Source organism: Streptomyces sp. NPDC047869 (assembly GCF_040704065.1).
GTDB lineage: Bacteria > Actinomycetota > Actinomycetes > Streptomycetales > Streptomycetaceae > Streptomyces.
In genome coordinates, this window is record NZ_JBEYRK010000064.1 from 1 (window position 1) to 4,355 (window position 4,355).

The 4,355-nt window shown below is 51.8% G+C and carries 1 tRNA gene and 2 rRNA genes; all 3 read left to right on the forward strand.

The window, feature by feature from the left end:
• Positions 1-331 precede the first annotated feature (331 nt).
• A 16S ribosomal RNA gene (locus AB0924_RS38440) occupies positions 332-1,873 on the forward strand.
• A 139-nt stretch (positions 1,874-2,012) separates the two neighbouring features.
• A tRNA-Glu gene (locus AB0924_RS38445) sits at positions 2,013-2,088 on the forward strand.
• 234 nt (positions 2,089-2,322) lie between these two features.
• Positions 2,323-4,355, forward strand: a 23S ribosomal RNA gene (locus AB0924_RS38450); the annotation flags it as partial.

The following is a 4,355-nucleotide window of genomic DNA, read 5'->3' on the forward strand; positions in this document are numbered from 1 at the left end:
GTTGCGGCCCGCCGAGAACTCCCTATAATGCGCCTCCACTGACCGGGAACAACGACTGACAAGCCGCCGGGTCAGCGAGAAGAAAGCGAAATAAACGCTTGACTCTCCGGGTGAAAAGCGTAATATACGCCACCTCGAGTTAGCAAGCGAAAGCGACTAACTCACTGCTCTTTAACAATTTATCAGACAATCTGTGTGGGCACTCCACAAGACGATATCCAGCATCTTCGGATGCAAAAAAATATCAAGTCTTGAAGAGTGACTAACTGAAGTAAAATTCATGCAGTAAATCTTTGAGCATCGCTTCTCGAGTGGAAGCAAATCAAGCTTTTAATTGAAGAGTTTGATCATGGCTCAGATTGAACGCTGGCGGCAGGCTTAACACATGCAAGTCGAGCGGTAGCACAGGGGAGCTTGCTCCCTGGGTGACGAGCGGCGGACGGGTGAGTAATGTCTGGGAAACTGCCTGATGGAGGGGGATAACTACTGGAAACGGTAGCTAATACCGCATAACGTCGCAAGACCAAAGAGGGGGACCTTCGGGCCTCTTGCCATCAGATGTGCCCAGATGGGATTAGCTAGTAGGTGGGGTAATGGCTCACCTAGGCGACGATCCCTAGCTGGTCTGAGAGGATGACCAGCCACACTGGAACTGAGACACGGTCCAGACTCCTACGGGAGGCAGCAGTGGGGAATATTGGACAATGGGCGCAAGCCTGATGCAGCCATGCCGCGTGTGTGAAGAAGGCCTTCGGGTTGTAAAGCACTTTCAGCGAGGAGGAAGGTGGTGAGCTTAATACGTTCATCAATTGACGTTACTCGCAGAAGAAGCACCGGCTAACTCCGTGCCAGCAGCCGCGGTAATACGGAGGGTGCAAGCGTTAATCGGAATTACTGGGCGTAAAGCGCACGCAGGCGGTTTGTTAAGTCAGATGTGAAATCCCCGGGCTCAACCTGGGAACTGCATTTGAAACTGGCAAGCTAGAGTCTCGTAGAGGGGGGTAGAATTCCAGGTGTAGCGGTGAAATGCGTAGAGATCTGGAGGAATACCGGTGGCGAAGGCGGCCCCCTGGACGAAGACTGACGCTCAGGTGCGAAAGCGTGGGGAGCAAACAGGATTAGATACCCTGGTAGTCCACGCTGTAAACGATGTCGATTTGGAGGTTGTGCCCTTGAGGCGTGGCTTCCGGAGCTAACGCGTTAAATCGACCGCCTGGGGAGTACGGCCGCAAGGTTAAAACTCAAATGAATTGACGGGGGCCCGCACAAGCGGTGGAGCATGTGGTTTAATTCGATGCAACGCGAAGAACCTTACCTACTCTTGACATCCAGAGAACTTAGCAGAGATGCTTTGGTGCCTTCGGGAACTCTGAGACAGGTGCTGCATGGCTGTCGTCAGCTCGTGTTGTGAAATGTTGGGTTAAGTCCCGCAACGAGCGCAACCCTTATCCTTTGTTGCCAGCGGTTCGGCCGGGAACTCAAAGGAGACTGCCAGTGATAAACTGGAGGAAGGTGGGGATGACGTCAAGTCATCATGGCCCTTACGAGTAGGGCTACACACGTGCTACAATGGCATATACAAAGAGAAGCGACCTCGCGAGAGCAAGCGGACCTCATAAAGTATGTCGTAGTCCGGATTGGAGTCTGCAACTCGACTCCATGAAGTCGGAATCGCTAGTAATCGTAGATCAGAATGCTACGGTGAATACGTTCCCGGGCCTTGTACACACCGCCCGTCACACCATGGGAGTGGGTTGCAAAAGAAGTAGGTAGCTTAACCTTCGGGAGGGCGCTTACCACTTTGTGATTCATGACTGGGGTGAAGTCGTAACAAGGTAACCGTAGGGGAACCTGCGGTTGGATCACCTCCTTACCTAAAGATATTGATTCGAGTGGCGTGCTCACACAGATTGTCTGATGAAAAGTAACGAGCAAAGCGCTACCTGTTGATGCCATGAGTCATTCATGCTGATACGAACCGATTAAGTTATTCAGTTTAATCGGATTTTCGTGTCCCCATCGTCTAGAGGCCTAGGACACTGCCCTTTCACGGCTGTAACAGGGGTTCGAATCCCCTTGGGGACGCCATTCCGATAATGAGTGAAAGACATTATCACCGGTTAGCGATAACCGAAAAAATCTTAAAGATGACTTGCGAGTCATGTTTAAGATATTGCTCTTTAACAATCTGGAACAAGCTGAAAATTGAAACATGACGGCTGAAATTTATCCCTCCGTAGATGTACTGGGATGAAGAGTAACCTGTCATAGAGTCTCTCAAATGTTTGCAGCACGAACGATGGAAACATCTTCGGGTTGTGAGGTTAAGTGACTAAGCGTATACGGTGGATGCCTAGGCAGTCAGAGGCGATGAAGGGCGTGCTAATCTGCGAAAAGCGTCGGTAAGGTGATATGAACCGTTATAACCGGCGATACCCGAATGGGGAAACCCAGTGTGTTTCGACACACTATCATGTCATGAATACATAGTGGCATGAGGCGAACCGGGGGAACTGAAACATCTAAGTACCCCGAGGAAAAGAAATCAACCGAGATTCCCCCAGTAGCGGCGAGCGAACGGGGAGGAGCCCAGAACCTGAATCGGCTTGTGTGTTAGTGGAAGCGTCTGGAAAGTCGCGCAGCAAAGGGTGATAGCCCCGTACACTAAAATGCACAGGTCGTGAGTTCGATGAGTAGGGCGGGACACGTGACATCCTGTCTGAATATGGGGGGACCATCCTCCAAGGCTAAATACTCCTGACTGACCGATAGTGAACCAGTACCGTGAGGGAAAGGCGAAAAGAACCCCGGCGAGGGGAGTGAAATAGAACCTGAAACCGTGTACGTACAAGCAGTGGGAGCACCTTCGTGGTGTGACTGCGTACCTTTTGTATAATGGGTCAGCGACTTATATTTTGTAGCAAGGTTAACCGTATAGGGGAGCCGTAGGGAAACCGAGTCTTAACTGGGCGATTAGTTGCAAGGTATAGACCCGAAACCCGGTGATCTAGCCATGGGCAGGTTGAAGGTTGGGTAACACTAACTGGAGGACCGAACCGACTAATGTTGAAAAATTAGCGGATGACTTGTGGCTGGGGGTGAAAGGCCAATCAAACCGGGAGATAGCTGGTTCTCCCCGAAAGCTATTTAGGTAGCGCCTCGTGAACTCATCTTCGGGGGTAGAGCACTGTTTCGGCTAGGGGGCCATCCCGGCTTACCAAACCGATGCAAACTCCGAATACCGAAGAATGTTATCACGGGAGACACACGGCGGGTGCTAACGTCCGTCGTGAAGAGGGAAACAACCCAGACCGCCAGCTAAGGTCCCAAAGTCATGGTTAAGTGGGAAACGATGTGGGAAGGCATAGACAGCCAGGATGTTGGCTTAGAAGCAGCCATCATTTAAAGAAAGCGTAATAGCTCACTGGTCGAGTCGGCCTGCGCGGAAGATGTAACGGGGCTAAACCATGCACCGAAGCTGCGGCAGCGACGCTTAGGCGTTGTTGGGTAGGGGAGCGTTCTGTAAGCCGTTGAAGGTGGCCTGTGAGGGTTGCTGGAGGTATCAGAAGTGCGAATGCTGACATAAGTAACGATAAAGCGGGTGAAAAGCCCGCTCGCCGGAAGACCAAGGGTTCCTGTCCAACGTTAATCGGGGCAGGGTGAGTCGACCCCTAAGGCGAGGCTGAAAAGCGTAGTCGATGGGAAACAGGTTAATATTCCTGTACTTGGTGTTACTGCGAAGGGGGGACGGAGAAGGCTAGGCTAGCCGGGCGACGGTTGTCCCGGTTTAAGCGTGTAGGGGGTGTGACCTGGTAAATCCGGTTGCATATTAACCCTGAGGCGTGATGACGATGCACTACGGTGCAGAAGTAGTTGATGCCCTGCTTCCAGGAAAATCCTCTAAGCATCAGGTAACATTAAATCGTACCCCAAACCGACACAGGTGGTCAGGTAGAGAATACCAAGGCGCTTGAGAGAACTCGGGTGAAGGAACTAGGCAAAATGGTGCCGTAACTTCGGGAGAAGGCACGCTGGCATGTAGGTGAAGTCCCTCGCGGATGGAGCTGAAGCCAGTCGAAGATACCAGCTGGCTGCAACTGTTTAATAAAAACACAGCACTGTGCAAACACGAAAGTGGACGTATACGGTGTGACGCCTGCCCGGTGCTGGAAGGTTAATTGATGGGGTCAGCCGCAAGGCGAAGCTCTTGATCGAAGCCCCAGTAAACGGCGGCCGTAACTATAACGGTCCTAAGGTAGCGAAATTCCTTGTCGGGTAAGTTCCGACCTGCACGAATGGCGTAATGATGGCCAGGCTGTCTCCACCCGAGACTCAGTGAAATTGAACTCGCTGTG